Here is a 21,249-nt window from a genome sequence, read left to right on the forward strand (position 1 = left end):
AATCCCCGCAGGCATCATGGACTTCCATAGGCTGCGGCATGGCTGTGATTGCGATAGAATCAAGGGAAACGGGTGAATGGTTCGTCCCATCCGAATGCGTTTATACTGCCTTGGTAGGGCCTACTGCGCCCAGGCTTTCTCTGTCCGATCGGAGCAGCCGATGGAATCAGCTTCTAGAGTTGGCGACAGCCATTCAGAGACAGTCAGCCAGCCTATTCAGGGGCGCGAGCGAACGTCGCCAGGGCCCGCGGCGAGCGCGTTGCCGCGCGCGCCCACCGACCGACCGTCCCTCGGGCCTGCTTCACAGTGGCGGCAGTTTCGATCAAGCCGCCCACAGCTGTTGCATCTGGTCGCGTTCTTCGCAGCCTACGTGCTGGGCTGCGGATTCGCGAATGTGCTCGCTATCGTCCCGGGCATCACCGTCTCGATCTGGCCTCCCGGCGGCGTATTTATGGCGACACTCATCCTCACCTCTCCCTACAGTTGGCCATGGTGGATCGTCAGCGGTTGCCTTGCCGAGATGTTTGCCCAGCTTGTCTGGTTTCACAGCCCAATTCCCGCAGGATTTTTGATCTTCGTCGGCAACGCGCTCTGCGCTTCCGTGGGTGCGATGCTCGTAAGCAGCGCCATAGGTCGCCCCGTCCGACTGGAAACCCTCCAGCAGGTCCTGGCTTTCGTCATATTGGGGGCGGGAGTAGCACCACTCGCAAGCGCGACCGTCGGGAGCGCAACCCTTGCCTGGTTCGGCGTGAAATCCCAGACATTCGCGTCCGTGTGGCCACTGTTCTGGATTGGAGATGCGACAGGCATCTTGCTGGTAGCACCATTGGTGCTAGTCCTCGTCCGCTCCTGGCGCGGAGGGTCAAATCCATCTGTCGAACGCTGGACGGAGGCTGCCGTTCTCTGCCTCATCTTCCTGGGCGTTGCCGCCCTTTCCTTGAGTGCTCGCTTCTTCCCCTCTCCATATATCATTTTGCCGTTTCTGCTTTGGGCCTCCGCACGTTTCGAATTCCGAGGTGCCGCCGTCGCCTTGACGCTCCTGACGCTGATTACGATGGCGCTCACGATATCCGGAGACAGCCAGTTTATCGGTGATGCCGGATCGCAAAGGCAACAGCAGGTCATGCTGCAGCTCTTCCTCGTCATTTCCGCATTCTCGGCGCTTGTCGTCGCAGCCATTTCCAGGCAGCACCAACTGGCACTCGCCACCGCTCGTCAAAGCGAACTCCGGCTGCAACGCTTGATCGACGCCGTTCCGGCTCTCATTTGGAGCGCCACGCCTGACGGAACGCCGAGCTACCTCAACAAGTGGGCCACCGACACGACCGGGCTGGCGCTGACGGATCTGGTTGCGGCCAACGGAAGACGATCCTTGACGGACATTCACCCGGATGACCGCACTGCCACCGATGAGGCGCTGAAACGCGCCTTCGAGGCGGGCACGACCTTTGCGGGCAGATATCGTCAGCGGCGCGCAAATGGTCCCCATCGATGGGTCGAGAGCCGGGCTGCGCCCATGCGTGACGAGGCCGGAACGATCTTGCAATGGTATGGCGTTTCCGTCGACATCGAAGACGCAGTAAGCGCGCAGGCAGCACTGCGCGAACGGGAGCAGGAGCTGCTGCACCTTGTGAACATGGTGCCAAGTCACGTTTGGCGCTTGACCCCCGATGGCGAGCCGACCTTCTTCAACAAACGCATGGTCGACTTTCTCGGCTTGGACATTTGTGACACGGACAAACCGGGAAAAACCCGACTGGCAGCCATGGTCGAAGCCTCCGTGCATCCCGCCGAGGCAGGTGCATTCGTCGACCTGCTTCGACATTGCCTCGAAACCGGTGAAGACTTTGCTATGCGGTATCGCCTGCGCCGGGCCGATGGCGTCTTTCGCTGGATGTCGAGCCGGGCAGAGCCAATGCGGGATCAATCAGGGCGGATCGTTCAGTGGTACGGCATTTGCCATGACATCGATGATCTGACCCACGCCGAGGACGCATTGCGCCGTAGTCAGAGGCAGCTTCAACTGATGATCGACGCAGTGCCGGTCCGCATCTGGAGCGCGACGCCATCGACCGGCTCAGTCTACTTCAACAAACAGTTCCGAGACCGTTTCCGCTCGGTTGTCGCAAGCTTCGAAGCGCACGGGGAGCAGAGTATCGAAAGTCTGCTTCAGAAGCTGATCCATCCGGACGACGCTTCGGCCGTCGGGGACACGCTGCAAAGATGTTTCGAGACCGGCAGTAGCGCGACGTTGCGCTTTCGTTGGCTTGAAATTGAAAGCGGATATCGCTGGGTGGAATGCCGGGTCGAACCTCGTCGCAATCATGAAGGAGAGATCGAGGAGTGGTATGGCGTTTCGCTTGATATCGACGATCAGATGCGGGCTCAAAACGCATTGCACGATCGCGAGCGCGAGCTGTCCCTGCTCGTAGACATGGTGCCGGCCTTCATCGCCCGCCAGACCGCCAGCGGAGAACTGAGCTTTCTGAACAAGCGGTTGGTGGACTTCCTCGGATTCGATGCCATCGACGTGAACAAGCCGGGCATGCCCCGCGCGGGCGCGATGATGCGTTCTGTCGTCCATCCAGACGATATTGCCTCCGTGCGTGAGAACGCCACGCACGGCTTCTCCACCGGTGAACCATTCTCCAACAGATATCGCATGCTGCGCGCCGACGGCGCATACCGCTGGGTGGATGGACGCTGCGAGCCATTGCGCGATCAAAGCGGGACGATCGTGCAGTGGTATGCCGTTGCCATCGATGTCGACGACGAAGTGCGCGTCCAACAACGGCTATTCGATCGGGAACGCGAACTCTCGCAGCTGGTCGATATGGTGCCCAGCCCACTCTGGCGGTTAAACACGGATGGGGAACCGGTCTTCTTCAGCAAGAGCCTGATTGAATTCCTGGGCCACGACGTGAAAGACTATCAGGGGACCGGCAGCGTTCTCGCCGCTGCCATAACGGCCGCGCTTCACCCGGATGACGCAGCGAAGATGGATGCCACGCTTAGAGAGGCTTTCGTCACTGGCGAGAGCTTCTCCTTAAACTACCGGCTACGCCGCGCCGATGGCGTCTATCGCTGGATGTCGGGCCGCGGCGCCCCCTTGCGGGACGCCACCGGTCAGATCCTGCAATGGTTCGGCATTTGTCACGACATCGACGATCAGCTCCGTGTAGAACAGGTCTTGCGCGAGCGTGAGCGCTCGCTTCGACAGCTCATTGAAACCTTGCCTGCGATGGTCGAATGCACCGACCCGAACGGTGATCCTGTCTACCGCAGCGAACAGCTTCGCGAGTATCTGGGGTACAAGTTGGAAGCGCCGGACGCCTCGGGCGAAGCAAGGCCGTCGGGCGCGCTTGGTGCTGCCGTCCATCCCGACGATATACCTCAGGTCCATGAGAGCTGCGGCCATGCCTTGTCGACCGGCACGCCCTATGCGCAGAAGCATCGACTTCGTCGGTCGGACGGAGAGTATCGCTGGGTGGAAACCCGAGCAGCGCCCATGAGGGACGCAGAGGGGCTGGTCGTCCGGTGGAACGTCATTTGCATCGACATAGACAGCGAAGTTCGGGCCCAGGAAGATTTGCGGGCTGCGCGCGACGGTCTCGCGCGTGCGTCTCAAGCCGCTAGCCTTGCCGAACTTTCCGCCTCGATCGCCCATGAGGTGAACCAGCCGTTGGCAGCGATCGTGACAAATTCGCATGCGTGCCAACGCTGGCTATCTGCTGATCCGCCAAACCTTGAGCGAGCGCAAAGGACGGTGGAACGCATTACTCGCGATGCAAACGCCGCCGCAGACGTCGTGAGCCGCATCCGTGCATTGTTCACTAGGTCGGTTGAACCTGGGATGAGCACAACGGTGGACAGAGTCATTGCCGAAGTGCGCAGCCTTATGGCCGAGGAAGCCATGCGGCGCCGCGTCCGCATACAGGTCGATGTCGAAGGTGACCTGTCTCCGGTCGCCATGGATCGCGTCCAGCTTCAACAGATACTGGTCAACCTAATCCGAAACGGCATAGAGGCGATGGCATCCACTGCGGATCTGCGGATGGTCAGCCTGCATGCGACGCGTATCGATGACATGATCCGCATCGCTGTCAGCGATTGGGGCGCTGGGGTCCAAAACCCCGACAGGATTTTCGAACCGTTCTTCACCACGAAGAACGACGGCATGGGCATGGGGTTGGCGATCTGCCGTTCGATCGTCGAGTCTCACGGCGGACGTCTGTGGGCAGAAAAAAACGAACCCCATGGATCGACGTTTGTTTTCACATTGCCGATCGAAACCAACCCAACGACATGACGATTGCCTCACAAGGCTGCGTGCAAAAAATCACGCTGTTAGTCTTCATCTCCGACTGCCGTTAGCGTCGCATGCCCTTCAGCCAGCGCAGGTCAACTTTCATCGCGTGCACTCCAAAGGCAGTCCGTCTCCTTTCGGCCCCCGCCGCTGACAGGCCTTCACTCCGGCCGGAAGGGCCGGCGGAGCCACTTGCCAAGAGCAGACGCCTCCCGAGATGAATTTCCGACCAACTTTATTCGCCTTTGCTGGAAAGCAATTCGTCGAGCTGCTCCAGCTGTTCCGGCAATGCGGCCGCCGAGCCCTGCAGTGCTTCCTCAAGCGCCTCCGCGGACGGATAGACTTCGTAAAACGTCAGCAGCGTCTTTCCGCCCTGGTCCTCGAAAGTCACGGTCGTGACCGCGCCCTCTTCGCCCTCGTCGTTGGTCCAGACGATGCGCTCGTTTTGCACCACCTCGAGATACTTGCCGTAGAAGGCCATGGTGTCCGAACCACCGACGCCGAATACCAGCCGGTATTTGCCGCCGGTACGGACGTCCATATCGCACGATACGAGCGAAACGCCGGATGCCGATTTTGGCACCCACCAGCGCTGGAACAGCTCGGGCTGGCTCCACGCCCTGTAAACCGTACTCGCCGGCGCATTGAATGTCCGCGTTACGACGAGTTCGCGATCCCCTCTGCGCTCGACTGACATGCGGTTCTGCTCACCACCTGGACTGTTAACTTGCTGATTCATCGCTTCCCTCCTTTTTCATTTCGCTGATGATTTCGTCCAATGCTTCGAAGCGGGCCTCGAAGAGCTTGCGATGCGCCTCGATCCACTCGGCCTCCGCCTTGAGGCCGCGTTTCCCAAGTTTGCAGGTTCTCACCCGTCCGACCTTCTGCGTGACGACGAGCCCCGCCCGCTCGAGAACCTGGATGTGCTTCTTCATGCCGGTCAGTGTCATCTGGAACTTATCCGCGAGACTGGTGATCGACGCGTCCCCTTGCCCAAGCTGATCGATGATCCCGCGGCGGGTCGCATCGGACAGCGCCGCGAAAGAGAGATCGAGGGGAGGACTTACATACTGAACCATATAGTTCAGTGATTAGCGTGCTCGCGCAGGAAGCGCAAGCGTCCCAAACTTTCCCTGCCGTAGACCGGTCATTCGAGGTCATGCATAGGCGCCGGAAGCAAAAATTGTCTGCAGCGGGCCAAGCGGACATTCGAGTCGCTGATGAACGAATGTCAGCTTTCAGCGCCTGCTCCCCGAAAGCAGTCCGCCAACTAACGGCTCCAATTGCGACGCTCGGATCACACTGGCCAAGTATCAGCTCCTTGACGCTCCCCGGGCGTTCAGATCAGGGATAGCAACGCGAACTCTCCACTCGACGACCGGAAGCCGGCAGACGGATGTCTCCTATCCCTCGCCTTGAACCAAGTCGAACGCTCGACCCTGCCTAGCGGGCTCCGGTAACGTTCATCGGGACCGGTGCCACGCTCAACCAAGTGGCGAGCCGTCACCACGATATCTCGGCAGCCGATCGCTGACATCGGGGTGCTTTACAACAAGGGCGCAATGCATAGCCTATCAACCCCTTTGTCTCGCGGCGCGGCCTTGTTTCTAACGCTATCCGACACCCCAAAGCCGGGGATTTCATCGATCTCGGCGGCCGATCATGACGTCTCAAACCCCAATATCGAGAGTACCGGTCGCCCGCAGCGTTGGATCGCTGGCGAGCGAATGGAGTTGCAACGACTCAGGTCACAAGTCGGGAGCGGCTTTCTACCGGATGGACATTAGTTCTAAAACCGACAACTAATTGGCGCGGTTCAGGAGCGCTTTCGCATTTGCTTGTCAGGCGATACTGTATTTTCTTGGCGGAGGGGCAAGCATGGAACGTCGCCTTACCACAGTAATGGCTGCCGATTTGGTCGGCTATTCTCGTCTCATGGCGGCGGACGAGGAAGGCACCATTTCGCGGCTGCGCGACGCGCGAACCTGCGTGATTGACCCGGCGATTATGGAAGGCGGTGGCCGCATCGTCAAAACCATGGGCGACGGGCTCCTAGTCGATTTCTCATCGCCAGTGTTGGCGGTAAGAGCGGCTCTTCTAATGCAGCGCAACTTGATCTCGCGCGAGTCTCCTCAAGGGGAAGACCGACGTCTGCGTTTCCGGATCGGTATTCATCTGGGAGACGTGGTGATCGATGGGGACGACATCCTCGGCGACTGCGTCAACATCACTGCGCGTTTGGAAACCATCGCACCCGCCGGAGGCATCTGCATATCTCGTGCAATCTACGATCATGTGCAAGGCAAGATAGAGGCTGGGATGACGCGGCTCGGGCCGCAGTCCGTTAAGAACATCCCCGAACCAATTGACGTGTGGCAGGTCGAGGTGGACGGCACGGCGCCGAGCCCGGTTCGGCTCTCTGGGCAGGAACGTGCTTCGATCGCGGTTCTCCCATTTCAAAATTTTTCTGCCACCCCCGATCAGGACTTCTTTGTCGACGGACTGGTCGAAGACGTCATCACGGAACTAGGTCGCTTTCGATGGTTGTTCGTGATCGCTCGCAACTCGACTTTCGCCTACAAGGGAACAGCTAAGGACGTACGCCAGATCGCCCGAGAACTTGGTGTGCGCTATGTCGTGGAAGGATCGGTTCGGCGGTCAGGTGATCGGTTGAGGATTACTGTACAGCTAATCGACGCGCTGTCCGGAGCACACATCTGGGCCGAGCGGTGGGATCGTCCGATCGCCGATTTTTTTGATGTGCAGGATGAGATAACGCGCCGAATTATCGCGGGCATCGAACCAGAACTGGGAGCGCACGAAAGGGGCCTCGCCCTCGCCAAATCGACCGACAACCTTACTGCTTGGGAACTTTGTCACCGCGGCCTTGCTGAATTGCTTTCCTTCGAAGCAGGTTCTCAAGCCACTGCCGAGAAATTCCTTCGACAAGCTCTCGAACACGATCCGAATTTCGCACTTCCCTACGCCTATTTAGCTCGTCACCGATACGCACTCGTCCTTTGGGGGCGTGCCGCAGACGTGCCTGTCGCTGTCAAGGAAGGATTATCGTTCGCCACGAAGGCATTAAAAATCGACAGGCGGAGCGATATCGCGTACGCGATGATGTCGCTCCTTCTTACGGTGGACGGGCGAGCGGCTGAGGCCATGCCTGTCGCTGAACAGGGCCTTGCATTAAATCCCAACTACGCGTTTCTTCACTTCGCACATGGAATGGCAGCTGTGCGGCTCAGGGACGCCGATACGACGATTAGGGCCGCACAAAATGCCATCGATCTCAGTCCTCACGATCCATCTACGTTTGCGTTCAAGACACTACTCGGTATTGGCTTAATGCTGAGGGGCGAGCCCGATGACCTCTCAACGGCCCGGATGCATCTACGGGAAGGCGCGTCCTTCGAACGCACAACCTATTATCCATTCATTGGGGCAGCGTTGCTCGCCCTCAGGGCGGGCAATACCGATGAAGTAAAGATCTGGATCTCTGACGCTTTGAAGAAGTTTCCAAACCTGAATGCGGAATACGTCCGAGAGGCGGCCCACCCATTCTATGAAGGCAGTCCTTACTGCGACTACCTCGACAGGTTGATCGAGCATGGGCTTCCCCCGGGAGAGAAGCGTCGTATCGAAGAATAATCGCGTCGTACTGCCAGCACAAAAGCACCGACGAAATCATCAGGCGGATGCCGGACGAGCATCGCTATCCCCGACCCCAGCGCGCCGTGGCAGAAGGGTGCGGTGGAAAACACCAACAAGCGCATCCGCCGGTTCATGCCAGGCGATACCGACCTTGCAGGCGTGTCGCAACGCAAGCTCATCCAGCTTGCTCGCCATCTCAACGACCAGCCGAGAAAGTGCCTCGACTCAGAACACCGGCCGAAGTGTTTCGGGCACATTTGCAAGAGGGAGGCTGAACCCCTACCCTAAAACCGGCGTGTTGCACTTCAGTTAGGATCTCCCAGGCCGCCCAAGCCGCGTCTCCCAACCGGATAATGCAGAGCACTGGCGAGGTTCTCGGCGGCTCGGATGTGGGTTTCGAGATTCCGGGTGAAGGTGTCTTTGTTCGGCGCAACATCCCGCCCGACAAGGAGACCGGCATCGGCACCTGGAACAGCAGGGCACATCGTCAAGGCGATTCAGACCGGCGAACCGCCGGATGGCCGCATCCTTGCGCCGATCATGCCCTGGCATGCTTTCGCGGAACTCACCGAGGATGACGCTAAGGCGATTGCGGCGTTCCTGCAAAACCTGGCTCCGGTCAGCAAGGGCCGTTCAAACCTGGGGACAAGGTCTCGACCGTCGCCGGGGGAGACCGCAGCAACCGCCCAGAAATAGCCGGATTCAAAGCAATGCTTGTCGCTCGACTGAAAGCCGCACAAACGGACAGTCGCCCCTGAACGTGGTTCGGTCGTTCGACCTGATCGGCCCTCAAGAATACGAATTTTCCGAGGTCGTTGGAGTGAAAGTTAGGCTCGCGGCAACAGCGCCCCGTTAGCCTCAGTTCCGTTGTCGCCTTGGTCGCCGGCCGACATCATTGCCGCCCGGCGCCGTCGCCGCCCGTCAGGTGGCCTGGCTCTCGGTCGAGTGAGGGCTCCACTTGATCAGCCGGGCCTCGGCGATGTCGAGGATGCGGTCGATGATCAACACGAACACAGCGAGGATGATGATGCCGGCGAAGACGCCGACCGCGTCGAAGTTGCCTTCGGCCTGAGCGATCAGATAACCAAGGCCGGCGGAGGAGCCGAGATACTCGCCGATAATCGCCCCGACGACGGCAAAGCCGACCGAAGTGCGCAACGAAGACAGAATCCAACTGGCCGCCGCCGGGAAATAGACGTGGGTCAGCAGGCTTGAGCGCTTGGCCCCGAGAATCCGGGCATTCGCCAGTACCACCGGGTTGACTTCCCTCACGCCCTGCATGGCGTTGAAGAAGGTGATGAAGAAAACCAACGTCACCGACAACGCCACTTTCGACCAGAGCCCCAAGCCGAGCCAAAGCACGAAGATCGGAGCGAGCACCACGCGGGGGATGGCGTTCAGCGCCTTTATGAAGGGGTCGAGGATGCGATAGGCACCGCGGCTAAGCCCCAGCCAGACGCCGGCCGCCACGCCGAGGGCGGTACCGATCACGTATCCGAGCACCGTCTCTGTGAGCGTGATCGAAACGTGCTTATAGAAGCCTGGATCGATGATCCAGGCCACGATCTGTTTCATGATGTCGAAAGGCGCAGGGAAGAAAAAGACGTCGATCACGCCTGCTTCGACACCCAGTTGCCAGCCGCCCACAACCGTCACCAGCAGCACGGCCTGGATTAAACGTTCAGTCATGGCGTTCATAGCTTTTCTCCACTTCACCGCGCAGCGACGACCAGATGTTGCGATAAAGATCCATAAAGCGCGGATCGAGCTTGATTTCGGCGACATCGCGCGGGCGTTCGAGATCGACCGGGAAGCTGTCGATCACGCGCGAGCGTGGTCCGGCGGCAAGCACCACGACCCGATCGCCGAGAGCAATGGCCTCCTCCAGGTCGTGTGTGATCATCACCACGGCACGCCGCTCCTCTTGCCAAAGCCGCAATAGCTCATTCTGCATCAGGTGGCGGGTATGGATGTCGAGCGCCGAGAAGGGCTCGTCCATCAGGATGACCTTGGGGCCAGTTATCAGCGCCTGCGCCATCTGCACGCGCTTGCGTTGACCGCCGGAAAGCTGATGCGGATAGCGATGTTCGAACCCTTTCAGTCCGACTTTCGCCAGCCATCTCATCGATTGCTCGCGACGTTCGGCAGCGCCGATACCCTTGAACATGGGACCGAGTTCCACGTTCTCGATCGCGGTCTTCCATGGAAGCAACGCATCCTGCTGGAACAGATAACCGATGTCGTTCTGGACCCCGCGCACCGGCTGACCATCAATTGATACAGTGCCACTCGCAGGTTTCAACAGGCCGGCAATCGCATTGAGTATGGTGCTCTTGCCGCATCCGGTAGGTCCGACGATGGCGAGAAACTCGCCATCGGAAACACTCAGGTTCACATCCTGCACGGCCACGTAGGCACCGAAGGACATGGTGACCGAGTCGATGGAAACCATCGGCTTTGCTTGATGGGGTCTGTCCGTCGGGGGTGCGGTATTCACTACGGCCAATGCCATGACCTCCTCCTGTCAGTTGGCGGCGACGTTCGGGACCTTGCCGACGAACTCGTTGGTGTAGGTTTTCGTAAGGTCGATTTCGGCAGCGGCGACTTTTTCGTTGAAGCTCTTCAGGACGGCGAGCGGAGTCTTGATATCCTCCTCGTTGATACGGCCGTCCTTTGAAAAGATCGCCTTCGCGTTCTCGACCGCCTTGACGTAGGTGTCACGATCGCCGGAGATGAATTCCTTCGGCAGCTTGTCGACGATCTCTTCCGCGGAGTGGTTATTCATCCACTCGAGCGCTTTGACCGTCGCATTCGTGACCTTCTGGATGGTCTCCGGATTTTCATCGATATAGCTCTGCGTGGCATAGAGGACGGAGGTTGGGTAAATCCCGCCATAGATCGCCTTGGCACCGTCGTCGCTGCGCCCGTCGATCAGGATCTTGCCGACGCCCTTGGCCTCGATGAAGGTCGCTGCCGGATCGTAGTTGACGAGGAGGTCGACCTTGCCCTGTTCAAGGCCCGCCACGGCGGCAGACCCGGAGCCGACGCCGATCAGCGAGACGTCGTCCGCGGACAAGCCGTTGCGCTGCAGGTAGTAGCGGACGAAGAAATCGGAAGACGAGCCCGGCGAAGTGATCCCGATTTTCGCGCCCTTGATCGTTTCCGGCTTTGCCGGGTCGAACGTGCTGTCCTTGCCACCAGCCAGCACCAGCCCGGAATTGCGGGCGAGCTGCACAAAGGCCACGACGGCCTTCTTCTGAGATTGCATCTGGATGGTGTGGTCGTAGAAGCCGACGGCGATATCCGTCGAGCCGGCAACGAGCGCCTGGAGCGTCTTCGAGCCGCCCGACGCAAAGTTCTCTACCGTCACCTCCAGGCCCTCCTTCTCATAAAGGCCGAGACCCTGTGCAACCGGAAAGGGAAGATTGTTGAGATTATAAGAACCGACGCTGATGCGGACGGGATCCGCGAACGCGGAACCGGCAAAGGCGACGGTTGCCGCGAGGGCGAGCATGAGCTTGCGCATGGTATTCTCCTCCTGTTGGTGGCGCCCTCCCGGCGGCCACGATCATTATGCCGCGCAACCCAGTTGCGAGACAGGTTTTGCGAAGACGTGTCCTTCGAACAGCCGGCGGGCGGTGCGAAGGATGCCGGCAACGACCTTGCCGTCCCTTTCATGAAGTTTGACGTCCAGGTGGCCGCTCGGGTGTTCAATCGACAACACCACCGGCGCTTTGCGCGTGCCGACGAGAAGGGAAGCAACGGTGCCTTCATTTATGGAGGCGGTGGCAATCCCCACGGCCCCAGTCGTCGCCAGCGAAGGATGACATTGGTGCGGCATGAAATACCGTACGCTGATGTCGCCTCCCGACGTTGGCCGGGAAATGAGCACCGGCTTCGGGGTCACCTGGTTCCGCACGTCGCCAAGGCCCATCCGTTCTCCGGCAGCGATGCGCAGCTTTTCCAGCCTTTCTAGCAATTCCTTATCAGCATTGAGTTCAGCCGCTGACTCGAAGCCTGTTGCGCCGACCGCGCCTGCCTCGATCAACATCATCGGCATGGCGCAATCGATGCATGTGACAGCCACACCGTCGATGCAATCGATCGGCTTACCGGTGGGGAAAAGCTGTCCGGTACGCGCGCCGGCTGCGTCCATGAAGGTCAGGGCGATCGGCGCTGCGCTGCCCGGTACACCGTCGATCGCCGCTTCGCCGAGATAGGAGACGTTGCCATTCGGCGTGGGAACGTCGGCTTCGATCATCTTGCCGGTATTGACGTTATGGATCCGGACGAGCGTCGTTTCGCCTCGGGCCGGAACGAGACCCGCCTCGATGGCGAAAGGGCCAACCGCAGCAAGCATGTTGCCGCAGTTCGGTGACGTGTCGACGAGCTGTTGGTCGACCCGCACCTGCGCAAAGAGGTAATCCACGTCCGCACCGGGGATGGTGGCAGGTCCGACGATGGCCACTTTGCTCGTCACCGGGTTGCCGCCGCCGATGCCATCGATCTGCAACGGGTGACCCGAACCCATGACGGACAGCAGGATCTTGTCCCGCTCGCTCGCCTCCGCGGGAAGATCGTTTGCCAGGAAGAACGGACCTTTTGAAGTGCCGCCTCTCATCAGGACGCAAGGGATCGCCAGTAGGTCGTTCATCGCTTGTGCTTCCATTGGAATTATGTCATCGCCGTATCAATCCGGCCTATTTGATCCAATTATCGGAAGTACGGTTGATTTGTGAAATGCTAAGAATCGGGAAATTGATGCAAGATGAACATTAATTGCGAGATCCTTGATCTTCGAGCCTTTCTGACCGTGGTAGAGCTGGAGAGCTTTCATCGCGCCGCCGATGCGCTGCACCTGTCGCAGCCGGCGTTGAGCCGACGGATCCAGAAGCTGGAGCAGGCGATCGGAGCACCGCTCCTGGAGCGAACGACGAGGCATGTGTCGGCGACGGCCCTCGGGGCAGAACTAATTCCTCTTGTCCGACGCATGTTGGAGGAATTCGACGGCTCCTTGTTCGCCGTACGCGACGTTGGTACCAATCGAGGCGGATTGGTGACGATCGCCTGCCTCCCAACCGCAGCATTTTACTTTCTGCCCACCGTCATTCGCCAGTTCAACGAGGAATATCCCAACATCCGCTTTCGCATCCTCGACCTGCCGGCGACCGACGGCCTCCAGGCCGTGGCACGCGGCGAGGTGGAGTTCGGCATCAATATCATAGGCACATCGGATCCGGACTTGATCTTTGACCGGCTCGTGGAAGATCCTTTCGTGCTGGCAGCGCGCAAGGATCACCCTCTTGCCGCCAAACCCTCGGTCGGCTGGGCAGACCTCGAGCCTTACCATCTGATTACCGTTCATCGATCTAGCGGCAACCGAACCTTGCTCGACGCAGCACTGGCAAAATCGAATATCAAGCTGCGTTGGTTTTACGAGGTGACCCATCTGTCCACCTCCCTCGGTCTGGTGGAGGCCGGTCTCGGAATTTCGGTCCTGCCGCGCATGGCGACCCCGCAGGGTGACCATCCATTCTTGATCACACGCCCCATTGGCGATCCCGCGATATCGCGTACCATCGGGGTGGTCCGCCGTCGGGGCGGCATCCTGTCTCCGGCCGCGGAAAGGTTTCTCAAGATGCTGATGGGCGTATGGGGCAGTAATTGAAGGCGAGCCCCTTGCGGCTTAGGTGAACACCGCAGTCGTGCACCGCAGTCGTGGAGTACCTTGATCGTTCCAGCACATAATGGGACTCGCCTGGATTCGGAGCGCGAAGAAGCGCTCTGACGCAATTCGACCCCAAGCGGCCAATTCTGTACGCGATGCGGAAAGGCTGCAATGCGTTGTGGAAAGCGGTTACGTTCGCCTATCCGTTTCTGGCGCCGTTCCCTGCAAGCGCCGTCTAGCCTTTGAACTTATCCTTGTCGTGCGTGGCGAAGCCTACGCGCTGACGCCCAAGCGCGGCCAGACGCCTGCCGCAACTCTCTGCCAAAGCCCCTATGCGATACAAAACAATCTGCTTCAGGTCACGGCGAATGCGGCCACTCGTCTCCCCGCTCTCCCACTATGGTGATTGCGGTACAGGGTGGGCTGTGCCGATGCATCCCATGAAGCCAAAAATAGAGAGGTCATGCATGAAAACGCTGCTGCTTAAGAAGGATGAAGTAAGGCGGCTAATCGGCATGACGGAAGTCATCGGCGCGGTGGAAGAGGCTTACAAGGCCTTCAGTAGCGATCAGGTGGAACAGCCTGACTATATCGGGATACATCTCCCCTCTCTCCGTGGGGAAATCGACTTCAAGCTTGGCTATCACAAAGTCAATGAAATCATCTCTATGAAAGCGCACTCTGGAGGGTTCACCAACAATCTGGCAGAACACGGCGTGCCGAATAGCATGGGCACTATTCTCCTGTTTGATGCCAGGAGCTGTGCGTTGATTTGCATCATGGATGGAAGCTTGATCACTGGCCTCAGAACGGGGGCGGCGGGAGCCGTCTCCGTCAAAGCACTGGCGAGAAAGAACGCCAGGACGATCGCGTCGATCGGCACAGGTAATCAAGCGAGGATGCAAATCCGGGCCATCAACGAGATCATGAAGATCGAAGAGATCCTCGCCTGGGACAGCACCCAGGATACGCTTTCCAAATACAAGACCGATATCGAAAGCGAGTTCAGCATTCCTGTAATTGTAGCAAATTCAAAAAAAGAAGCCGTTGAGCAGGCCGATGTCTTGATCACGACGACCCGGGGGAAAGGGTCGCTTGTGGAAGCGGATTGGGTAAAGCCCGGTACACACATCGTTGCAATCGGCACAGATCAACGCGGCAAACAGGAGCTGGATCCGGAGCTCTTCAGGAACGCGAAAATCATCGTCGACTCGATCTCGCAATGCACAGAAAAGGGCGAGACCTGGCACCCGTTGAATAAAAACATCATCACCAAAGACAACATCCATGGCGAAATCGGCGAGGTATTGTTGGGATGGAAGCCGGGACGAGAAAGTGATGACGAAATCACGGTTTTCGATTCCACGGGGATGGCCATGCAAGACAATGCGACAGCCAGCAAAATCTATCAGAATGCAATAGCCAGAAACGTCGGCAACTTCTTTCAGTTTTTTGAGTAATGACCATGCGCAGCTATCCCACCATTCAGGACATCCGTGAAGCTCAGGAACGGCTGAAACCGCACATCAGGCACACGCCGCTCTTGCGCGCGGACAAAATTGAGAAGGCCGCTGGTTGTGAGCTATATCTCAAACCGGAAACCCTGCAGATTACTGGCGCCTTCAAGATCCGCGGCGCCCTGAACAAGGCTCTCTCGCTCTCGAGAGAAGAGATCGCAAACGGCATTATCGCGACGTCGTCGGGCAATCATGCCCAAGGGCTTGCTTATGCCGCCAGGATGCTGGACGTAAAAGCGATATTGGTCCTTCCGGTCACCACGCCCAAAATCAAGATCGAAAACACAAAGGCCCTCGGGGCAGAAGTCATTCTTTTCGATGGCGACACCGCCGCCAGATGGAAAAGGGTGTATGAGATCGCTGCAGAAAACAAATACGCGGCTGTTCACGCTTTTGAGGACCCCATCGTGATGGCCGGTCAGGGAACGATCGGGTGTGAAATACTGCAGGACCTGGACGATGTAGATACGGTCATCGTTCCCATAGGCGGCGGCGGGCTAATCTCGGGTATCGCTACCGCCATCAAAGAAACGAAACCATCGGTGCGCGTTATCGGGGCAGAGCCTGCCTTGACACCGAAGTATTTTCACAGCCGGATAAACAAGGAGCGCACATCGCTTCCCTTGAAGAACACAATTGCGGATGGCTTGAGGATAAGCGTTCCGGGTCAAAACCCCTATCCGATTATCGAAAAGTATGTGGACGAGATTGTTCTTGTTGAAGACGAGCACATCATCGCCGGGATGCGTGCTCTTGCCAAGGATGCGAAATTGATCGCTGAACCAGCTGCCTCGATTGGCGTCGGAGCACTGTTGGCGGGCAGCATAGACGTCAAGCCCGATGAAAAAGTCTGCGCGGTGTTGTCTGGCGGGAATTGGGATTTACGCGACCTTGCCGAGATATACAATGTAGCGGGGTAATCAGTTCCACTTTCGGTCAGTTCACCACCCGGCCGCAGTTAACCTTTTGCGATCCTCATCGCCAGGAATCCGCCCGTCCGAAATGCGGCCCGAACACGTCATACGGGGATCCGCTTGGCGACGACCGCTCTCCACCCGCTACCGCCGTCGAGAGCAGCGAAGCTAAAGGTCGTCTTCGGGCCAAAAGTTAAGGCTCGCCCAAGACGCGGGAAGGTCGGCTCCCAGAACCCGCCAATCCGCAACCGGCCCCAAAGTGGAAATGGTTTCCGCTTTGCGTCCCCTTGTCGGTCGTTAAGACACCCGGTTTCTCGTTCTGAGAGCTGCCGGTCGACCACGAAAGCGATAATGCCGCCTGTGAGCCGTTCAGGCGGCTAGCGTTCCCGCAATAATCGAGTGCTTTCCGTCCCATTCTCAATACTTTCAGGGCATCAGGTGAGTTGAGCGAGGATATCGTCGACGACACTTGGGACGGTACCCGTCGTGTCGATATTGATGCCGATGGGAAGATATTCCCGGGTATGATGGTAACGGAGCACCAGCGTCCGCTCGGCCGGCTCGAAGCCCGGCTCATTTGGCCGCCCATCCAATCGTCGGTTCAAGGTCTCAACGTCTATATCGAGCACGAAAACCTTGTCGAAAAGGTCCAGGAATTTGTGGAAATTGCGCGAGCCGCCACAGAAGAAGGTGGCGGGATGGGTGGTGTCGGCAGCAATAGCGCGGACCTTGTCGACGCGCCAGATCCAGTGGGCGTATCCCCAAACAATGCGGTCCGCGCCTTCGGGTGGTCCTGCGAGTGCCTGGCCCGTCTCGGGGTCGCCGACATAGGCCAAGACCCGATCACCATGGACGACATGGTGGCCCCGCCGCTCCAGTTCGGTAGCGACAGACGTTTTCCCAGTGCCGGAACCGCCTTCGATCAGATAGTTCTTGATTCCCATAGTCGCCGCTTATCGTGGACTTCGATCTGGCGAAAAGACACCCTACCTGGGAACGCTTCGCCAAAGAAATGACGGCCCCTCTCACCGCTCACATACGTTTTCCAAGCGGCCTAACCTTGGCCGAAGGAGATATTGAGGATGCGCTGCGGAGCATAGACATGTTAGGCGCTTAGGGAAGGACAGCCGCATCTTGCAGCATTCGCACCGGTACGCCTCACTGCCATCAACGGTGGTGCGCCTGAAGCGGGACGCTAGTAAGCCAGCTGCGCGCGTAGGCTTGGGACGATCCAGTCGAGGAAGCACCGCACCTTCAGCGGCAGGGGATCGGCTGGTCCATGGATAACGTTCACAGGTAGCGGTTCCGGTGCAAAGTCCGTCAGCAATTCGTGCAGAGCGCCGGAGCGCAACTGATCGGAGATCTGGTAAGACAGCACGCGGATAATGCCGATACCGGCTATTGCAGCCTGAATGGCAGCCTCCGTCGTATTGACCGCGAATTTGGGGCGCGGCTCGATGGCAAAGGCCGCGCCGTCCCGGCGGTAGCGCCATTCCGGCGCGGTCGCAAAGCCCTGAAAGCTTATGCCGTCATGGTGGCTGAGGTCTTCCGGCTGAAGCGGAACGCCTCGGCGGGCAAGATAGTCGGGGCTCGCGCAGATCACCCGTCGGACGGCGCCGACGCGCGTTGCGATAAGCGCGCTGTCCGCCAAGTGTCCGATCCGCAGGGCCACATCGACGTGCTCGTCTGCCAGACTTAGCTGCCGATCGGCGAGGGTCAGACGCAGGTTGATATCGGGTTGCTCCTTCAGGAACTCCAGAGCTATTGGCAGCAGATGGCGCTCGCCGAAGGCAATCGGTGCGGTCACGTGCAGCCCTCCACGCAGCGCGCCATAGTCGCCGCTGGCCTGCCGCTCTGCCGCGTCCAGTTCCTCCAGAATACGACGTGACGCGGCGACGAAGCTGCGCCCCTCATCCGTCAAGGAGAGGCCGCGGCGGGTGCGCAGGACCAGGCGCACGCCAAGGTGTTTTTCAAGATCCGCGACCCTGCGGCTGACCGTGGCGAGCGGTGCATGCAATCGCCGCGATCCAGCCGAGAGGCTGCCGGCGTCCACCACCGCCAGCAGCACCGACATCGCTTCAAACCGATCCATCGTATCCTTCCGGAAACTGAGAGGAAAGTTCCTGAAATGGCAGGATACCCTATTGGTTTCGGATATCCTAGCTTTTGCGTCGATCCAGGGGACGCCGGCCGGCTCCCCGTATTGCCAATGATCAGGAGAAAGACGTCATGCCTCAACTTTCACGTCGTGCCTTTGCCAGCGCTCTTCCTCTCGGCCTCCTTGGGGGAGGACTGATCAGTGGCGCACCGGCCCCTGCCGCCGCGCAGAATACCGCCAAAACGCCGGTCAGCATTACGCCGCTGGCGCAGATCCGCATCGGTCGCTTCACGGTGACGGCGCTGACAGACGGGTACGCCGATATGCCCTTCGACTATTTTCCGGGACGCGCTCCGGCCGAGGTGGAGCAGGCGGCAGTCGCTCAGTTCACCGCCCGGCCGAGTGGGGTGCGGTTCCTCTTCAACCAGTATCTCATCGATGATGGCGAGCGCCGCATCCTGATCGATGCCGGTGCAGCGGGCTCGATCGGGCAGACCGGCAAACTGCCGCAGGCGCTCGGTGCGCTTGGCCTGCAGCTTGACCAGATCGACGCGGTGATCGTAACGCATATGCATCAGGACCACATGGGCGGTCTGATCGCCGGAGGCAAGAACAACTACCCAAAGGCGGAGCTCTACATCGATCGTCGCGACGTCACCCATTGGACCGACCCGGCCAAGCGCAGCGGCGCGCCCGACTATCTGCAAACCAGCTTTAAGATGGCGGAGGAGGTGGTGCGCCTCTACCCGAAACTCCAGGCGATTGACGGAGAACGCGAAATTGTGCGCGGCGTCTCAATTGTCGACCTGACCGGCCATACACCCGGCCATATCGGCGTGCGGGTCGAGGATGACGGGAAGAGCCTCATCATGGTCTCGGACATGATCTTTCCGGTCGTGCATCCGGGGGCGACCGACGTGTTCTTCCTGTTCGAGCAGGACCGTGTAGCGGCCAAGGCAATGCGCGACCGCTTTTTCCCTCGCGCCGCTTCGGAAGGCGCACTCATCGCCGCCACGCACATGCCCTTCCCAGGGCTCGGCCGTGTCGTCGCCGACCGTGGGCAGATGCGCTGGGAGGTGGCGGACTGGGCCTTGCAGGATTGAAGTTAGCTCCGGCGCTCTAGAAAGTTAGGAACGGAATGAGCAGCAGATATCTCAGTATCGCCACGACGCCCTCCGTAGCGGCCGCACAGGAGCACTATGGCAGCGCGGAGCAGTGGGCGCGGATCGCGCGCGCTCACGCAGACGAAACTGCGCAGAGCCAGCGCCTCGGTCCGGCAGAAACGGCCTTCATCGGCGCGCGCGACGGTTTTTATCTTGCCAGTGTCTCGGAGACCGGCTGGCCCTACGTCCAGTACCGTGGTGGGCCTGCGGGCTTTCTCACCACGGTTGACGCATCGATGCTGGGCTTTGCGGATTTTCGCGGTAACCGGCAATACATCACGACAGGCAATGTCAGCGCCAATGACCGCGTCTCACTGTTTCTGATGGACTACGCGCACCGGCGGCGCCTGAAAATCTATGGTCACATGCGCGTCATCGATGCAGAAGACGATCCGGTGCTGGCGAAAAAGCTGACCGTACCCGACTATCCCGCTCGGGTGGAGCGTCTCGTCCTCATCGCGGTGGAGGCGTTCGACTGGAACTGCCCGCAGCACATTACGCCGCGCTTCACTCTGGCTGAGCTGGAGCGTTGGCGATTGGAGTAACCAGATGTTGTTTTTCCTCAGTAAAGGCTTCCAGGCCATTGACCAGCCGGATGGTCATGCCCCCTCAAGGCAATAGATACATGCCGGATTGGCGGCTTAAAAGCGTTGCAGCACGAAAGCCGCTGGTCCGCTTGCGGCCCGAGGGCTGCCAGCCTCAATCGTTTCTCTTTCGGCCAATTAAGGCCAAGGAGAAATGAAATGGGAAACTCTCGATATGATGCTGCAGCCCGCGGCCGTGCCGCATGGAATGCGGGGAAGACGGTCGGCCAGCCTATTGGCGTGGCTTGAGAGACGCGGTGGCACCGTCGATGAATACGCTTTCCCAAGTCGGGTCGATCACTCGCGGCACATGAGCACGCGACAGTACGCCCGTCTGGTTGATGAATGGGTCACAGCGATTGGGCTTCGAGCATCGGACTATGGCACGCACTCGCTGCGAAGAACGAAAGCGGCCATGATCTACAAGGCAACCGGCAACCTGCGCGCCATCCAGATATTGCTCGGGCACACCAAGATCGAGAACACGGTCCGATATCTCGGTATGGACATCGAGGATGCGTTGCTTTTGGCTGAGCGAACCGAAATATGAACATGGAACGGTCATTCGCTCAAAACGGATGACCGCTTCGTCGGCTGGTTCTTCATTCACGAGATCCGATTTGGGGTGGGGAGCGGAACGGCGGCTACGGCCAGTCGAAGGAGGCGCATGAAGAGTTTCATGCCGTCTTGAAGGCTGGAACCGCCGCCTTGGGCGTGCTTGATCCCATCCATGGCAGCGACAATGAGATTGGCCAGCTGCGCAGGTGGCACTTGCAGAGGTTCAAGATCGATTTCGCCCTTCTGCGCAGCAGCCAATATGGTTTGCGTCAGCAGGTTCAAAAGCTTCTGGCGCGCGTCGAGCGTAATATCGGCCGCCAAGGCCACGTTGGCGGCAAATAGCTCATCTGCATCAGCGCTGCCGCCAAATGGCGCAATCAACTCCCGCTGAAAAACCGCCATGGCCTTGGCAATGCGATCAAAGGCACACCCGTCGCTCGCCAGCACCGCTGCCACTTCATCCAAGGCCTTGGCGTGGGCGCGAACTGAACCGGCCCGAAACAGCTCTTCCTTGCTGCTGAAGCTCAAATAGAGCGAGGCGCGCGAGATCGACGCCGCACGGGCAATGTCCGCCATTGACGTCTTGCGAAAGCCAAAGCGCACAAACACCGGCAAGGCTGCGTCCAGGATCAGGGTTATTTTTTGGTCGGGCTGCATGATGGGCAGATTGACACCTTCAGTCCAGACTGTCAAAAGACGATTGGACATTTAGGGTTCAAGTGTCTAATCGGTATGACCGACTGATGCGGTCAGAAGGACATTCGATGAAAACAGAGACGAACGC

At 59.2% G+C, this 21,249-nt stretch carries 16 protein-coding genes and 3 pseudogenes; 10 read left to right on the top strand and 9 right to left on the bottom strand.

Annotated features, from left to right (window positions below):
• The first annotated feature begins 160 nt into the window (after window positions 1-160).
• Entirely contained in the window at window positions 161-4,309 is a 4,149-nt protein-coding gene (locus IB265_RS19035) for a PAS domain-containing protein (RefSeq protein WP_192495019.1), read from the top strand.
• Window positions 4,310-4,541: 232 nt separating this feature from the next.
• On the opposite strand, the gene IB265_RS19040 is transcribed toward IB265_RS19035, so the two are convergent.
• Entirely contained in the window at window positions 4,542-5,045 is a 504-nt protein-coding gene (locus IB265_RS19040) for an SRPBCC family protein (RefSeq protein ID WP_192495020.1), read from the bottom strand.
• Window positions 5,029-5,385, bottom strand: coding sequence for a helix-turn-helix transcriptional regulator (locus tag IB265_RS19045; protein WP_192495021.1), 357 nt, complete (start codon window positions 5,383-5,385; stop codon window positions 5,029-5,031). Before IB265_RS19045 ends, IB265_RS19040 begins: the two co-directional genes overlap by 17 nt.
• Window positions 5,386-6,184: 799 nt before the next feature.
• On the opposite strand from IB265_RS19045, the gene IB265_RS19050 reads away from it, so the two are divergent.
• From IB265_RS19050 to IB265_RS36800, 3 genes and pseudogenes are all read left to right on the top strand, one after another.
• Window positions 6,185-7,960 carry an adenylate/guanylate cyclase domain-containing protein gene (locus IB265_RS19050; protein ID WP_057248370.1) on the top strand — a complete coding sequence of 592 codons (1,776 nt, stop codon included), beginning with the start codon at window positions 6,185-6,187 and terminating at the stop codon, window positions 7,958-7,960.
• Window positions 7,961-8,032: 72 nt separating this feature from the next.
• Window positions 8,033-8,238: pseudogene (locus tag IB265_RS19055) on the top strand (transposase); the annotation flags it as partial.
• 99 nt (window positions 8,239-8,337) lie between these two features.
• Window positions 8,338-8,659 (top strand): annotated as a pseudogene (locus IB265_RS36800) (c-type cytochrome); the annotation flags it as partial.
• Window positions 8,660-8,884: 225 nt separating this feature from the next.
• Here IB265_RS36800 and IB265_RS19060 read toward each other — a convergent pair.
• Genes IB265_RS19060 through IB265_RS19075 form a run of 4 tightly spaced genes read right to left on the bottom strand, consistent with a single transcriptional unit; the run spans window position 8,885 to window position 12,617 of the window.
• A complete protein-coding gene (locus IB265_RS19060) occupies window positions 8,885-9,661 on the bottom strand; it encodes an ABC transporter permease (protein WP_057248371.1) in 777 nt (258 codons plus the stop codon).
• A complete protein-coding gene (locus IB265_RS19065; protein ID WP_112996349.1) occupies window positions 9,645-10,475 on the bottom strand; it encodes an ABC transporter ATP-binding protein in 831 nt (276 codons plus the stop codon). Before IB265_RS19065 ends, IB265_RS19060 begins: the two co-directional genes overlap by 17 nt.
• A 12-nt stretch (window positions 10,476-10,487) precedes the next feature.
• Window positions 10,488-11,489: an ABC transporter substrate-binding protein gene (locus IB265_RS19070; protein ID WP_192495022.1), complete on the bottom strand. Its 1,002-nt coding sequence runs from the start codon at window positions 11,487-11,489 to the stop codon at window positions 10,488-10,490.
• 45 nt (window positions 11,490-11,534) lie between these two features.
• The gene (locus IB265_RS19075; protein WP_192495023.1) at window positions 11,535-12,617 is read right to left on the bottom strand and encodes a 4-oxalomesaconate tautomerase; all 1,083 of its coding nucleotides are present in this window, start codon (window positions 12,615-12,617) and stop codon (window positions 11,535-11,537) included.
• Window positions 12,618-12,731: 114 nt separating this feature from the next.
• On the opposite strand from IB265_RS19075, the gene IB265_RS19080 reads away from it, so the two are divergent.
• The 3 genes from IB265_RS19080 to IB265_RS19090 all read left to right on the top strand — a co-directional run bounded on the left by IB265_RS19080 (window position 12,732) and on the right by IB265_RS19090 (window position 16,068).
• Window positions 12,732-13,631 (top strand): LysR family transcriptional regulator, encoded by a 900-nt coding sequence (locus IB265_RS19080; protein WP_112996352.1) that lies wholly within the window; start codon window positions 12,732-12,734, stop codon window positions 13,629-13,631.
• A gap of 467 nt (window positions 13,632-14,098) precedes the next feature.
• Window positions 14,099-15,091, top strand: coding sequence for an ornithine cyclodeaminase family protein (locus IB265_RS19085; protein ID WP_192495024.1), 993 nt, complete (start codon window positions 14,099-14,101; stop codon window positions 15,089-15,091).
• Window positions 15,091-16,068 carry a threonine/serine dehydratase gene (locus IB265_RS19090; RefSeq protein WP_192495025.1) on the top strand — a complete coding sequence of 326 codons (978 nt, stop codon included), beginning with the start codon at window positions 15,091-15,093 and terminating at the stop codon, window positions 16,066-16,068. The genes IB265_RS19085 and IB265_RS19090 overlap by 1 nt, the downstream gene beginning before the upstream one ends.
• A 428-nt stretch (window positions 16,069-16,496) precedes the next feature.
• Here IB265_RS19090 and IB265_RS19095 read toward each other — a convergent pair whose 3' ends face one another.
• Both IB265_RS19095 and IB265_RS19100 read right to left on the bottom strand, forming a co-directional pair.
• Window positions 16,497-17,006 (bottom strand): nucleoside kinase, encoded by a 510-nt coding sequence (locus IB265_RS19095; RefSeq protein ID WP_192495026.1) that lies wholly within the window; start codon window positions 17,004-17,006, stop codon window positions 16,497-16,499.
• A 251-nt stretch (window positions 17,007-17,257) separates the two neighbouring features.
• Window positions 17,258-18,154 carry a LysR family transcriptional regulator gene (locus tag IB265_RS19100; RefSeq protein ID WP_057248377.1) on the bottom strand — a complete coding sequence of 299 codons (897 nt, stop codon included), beginning with the start codon at window positions 18,152-18,154 and terminating at the stop codon, window positions 17,258-17,260.
• A 137-nt stretch (window positions 18,155-18,291) separates the two neighbouring features.
• Here IB265_RS19100 and IB265_RS19105 point away from each other — a divergent pair, with 137 nt between their 5' ends.
• The 3 genes and pseudogenes from IB265_RS19105 to IB265_RS19115 form a co-directional block, all read left to right on the top strand.
• Entirely contained in the window at window positions 18,292-19,263 is a 972-nt protein-coding gene (locus tag IB265_RS19105; protein WP_192495027.1) for an MBL fold metallo-hydrolase, read from the top strand.
• A 35-nt stretch (window positions 19,264-19,298) separates the two neighbouring features.
• Window positions 19,299-19,868: a pyridoxamine 5'-phosphate oxidase family protein gene (locus IB265_RS19110; RefSeq protein ID WP_113133904.1), complete on the top strand. Its 570-nt coding sequence runs from the start codon at window positions 19,299-19,301 to the stop codon at window positions 19,866-19,868.
• 265 nt (window positions 19,869-20,133) lie between these two features.
• A pseudogene (locus IB265_RS19115) lies at window positions 20,134-20,457 on the top strand (tyrosine-type recombinase/integrase); the annotation flags it as partial.
• 56 nt (window positions 20,458-20,513) lie between these two features.
• Here IB265_RS19115 and IB265_RS19120 read toward each other — a convergent pair.
• Window positions 20,514-21,173, bottom strand: coding sequence for a TetR/AcrR family transcriptional regulator (locus IB265_RS19120; protein ID WP_057248379.1), 660 nt, complete (start codon window positions 21,171-21,173; stop codon window positions 20,514-20,516).
• Between the last annotated feature and the right edge of the window lie 76 nt (window positions 21,174-21,249).

The sequence above is a fragment of the Ensifer sp. ENS10 genome (genome assembly GCF_014852025.1).
Lineage (GTDB): Bacteria > Pseudomonadota > Alphaproteobacteria > Rhizobiales > Rhizobiaceae > Ensifer.

Bases quoted from the DNA above. Each gene is read 5' to 3' on its own strand.
- IB265_RS19035 (WP_192495019.1), top strand. From the start codon at position 161: ATGGAATCAGCTTCTAGAGTTGGCGACAGCCATTCAGAGACAGTCAGC.
- IB265_RS19040 (WP_192495020.1), bottom strand. From the start codon at position 5,045: ATGAATCAGCAAGTTAACAGTCCAGGTGGTGAGCAGAACCGCATGTCA.
- IB265_RS19045 (WP_192495021.1), bottom strand. From the start codon at position 5,385: ATGGTTCAGTATGTAAGTCCTCCCCTCGATCTCTCTTTCGCGGCGCTG.
- IB265_RS19050 (WP_057248370.1), top strand. From the start codon at position 6,185: ATGGAACGTCGCCTTACCACAGTAATGGCTGCCGATTTGGTCGGCTAT.
- IB265_RS19060 (WP_057248371.1), bottom strand. From the start codon at position 9,661: ATGAACGCCATGACTGAACGTTTAATCCAGGCCGTGCTGCTGGTGACG.
- IB265_RS19065 (WP_112996349.1), bottom strand. From the start codon at position 10,475: ATGGCATTGGCCGTAGTGAATACCGCACCCCCGACGGACAGACCCCAT.
- IB265_RS19070 (WP_192495022.1), bottom strand. From the start codon at position 11,489: ATGCGCAAGCTCATGCTCGCCCTCGCGGCAACCGTCGCCTTTGCCGGT.
- IB265_RS19075 (WP_192495023.1), bottom strand. From the start codon at position 12,617: ATGAACGACCTACTGGCGATCCCTTGCGTCCTGATGAGAGGCGGCACT.
- IB265_RS19080 (WP_112996352.1), top strand. From the start codon at position 12,732: ATGAACATTAATTGCGAGATCCTTGATCTTCGAGCCTTTCTGACCGTG.
- IB265_RS19085 (WP_192495024.1), top strand. From the start codon at position 14,099: ATGAAAACGCTGCTGCTTAAGAAGGATGAAGTAAGGCGGCTAATCGGC.
- IB265_RS19090 (WP_192495025.1), top strand. From the start codon at position 15,091: ATGACCATGCGCAGCTATCCCACCATTCAGGACATCCGTGAAGCTCAG.
- IB265_RS19095 (WP_192495026.1), bottom strand. From the start codon at position 17,006: ATGGGAATCAAGAACTATCTGATCGAAGGCGGTTCCGGCACTGGGAAA.
- IB265_RS19100 (WP_057248377.1), bottom strand. From the start codon at position 18,154: ATGGATCGGTTTGAAGCGATGTCGGTGCTGCTGGCGGTGGTGGACGCC.
- IB265_RS19105 (WP_192495027.1), top strand. From the start codon at position 18,292: ATGCCTCAACTTTCACGTCGTGCCTTTGCCAGCGCTCTTCCTCTCGGC.
- IB265_RS19110 (WP_113133904.1), top strand. From the start codon at position 19,299: ATGAGCAGCAGATATCTCAGTATCGCCACGACGCCCTCCGTAGCGGCC.
- IB265_RS19120 (WP_057248379.1), bottom strand. From the start codon at position 21,173: ATGTCCAATCGTCTTTTGACAGTCTGGACTGAAGGTGTCAATCTGCCC.